General features: G+C 63.5%; 1 protein-coding gene. It reads right to left on the reverse strand.

Translation table 11 applies throughout. The features are described 5' to 3' along the window. Positions 1 to 40 precede the first annotated feature (40 nt). A partial coding sequence (locus I6F21_RS37585; protein ID WP_225184366.1) for a hypothetical protein occupies positions 41 to 603 on the reverse strand: 563 nt, incomplete at its 5' end.

Here is a 603-nt window from a genome sequence, read left to right on the forward strand (position 1 = left end):
AAAAAAACCGCTGGCGTCTGAGACGCGCAGCGGGTTCGGTTCAATGCTGGTTGAGCTTGATGGCAAAGTCGATAGCCTCCCGGGCGGTCTGGAATTCCGCGCCCTTGGGCCACGATTTGAACAATGGTCGTGCCGTCCAGGAATCCGGGTTGACGCGCCGGCTGAGCTCGATTCCAGCTTCGATTGCATCAAGCCGCTCCGTGTCCTTCCCCGGGGCCGCATGACCGGCCTTCAACGCCGCCTGAAGAGTGCGCTCTGCCAACGACTGATGCGGCTCGTCGCCCACGCCAAGCGCCTTGCGGACCATGTCCAGTTCGGCGCGCGCATCTTCGAGCATGTCGCGCACCGCCTGCAGTTCGTCTCCCGACGGCCGTGCAGACGTGGCCAAGGTGCGGGCCTCGTCCAACCGGCGTAGCAGGAATTGCAGGTGCTCGTGGTAGTAGTCCGTCATGAACCCAAGATTGTTGCGCAGCCAGAGTTCCTTGCTGTCGTCGCGCTGCGCTGGCGTCATATCGCCGATGCGCATGTCTTCGATGCCGGTGAAGTCTGGGCGCAGTGCGTTGGGCCCGGCCTGCTGCTGGGTGGAAGGTTGCAGAGCGGCTG

It is taken from the genome of Bradyrhizobium sp. NBAIM03, assembly GCF_020194055.1.
Classification (GTDB): Bacteria; Pseudomonadota; Alphaproteobacteria; order Rhizobiales; family Xanthobacteraceae; genus Bradyrhizobium; species Bradyrhizobium yuanmingense.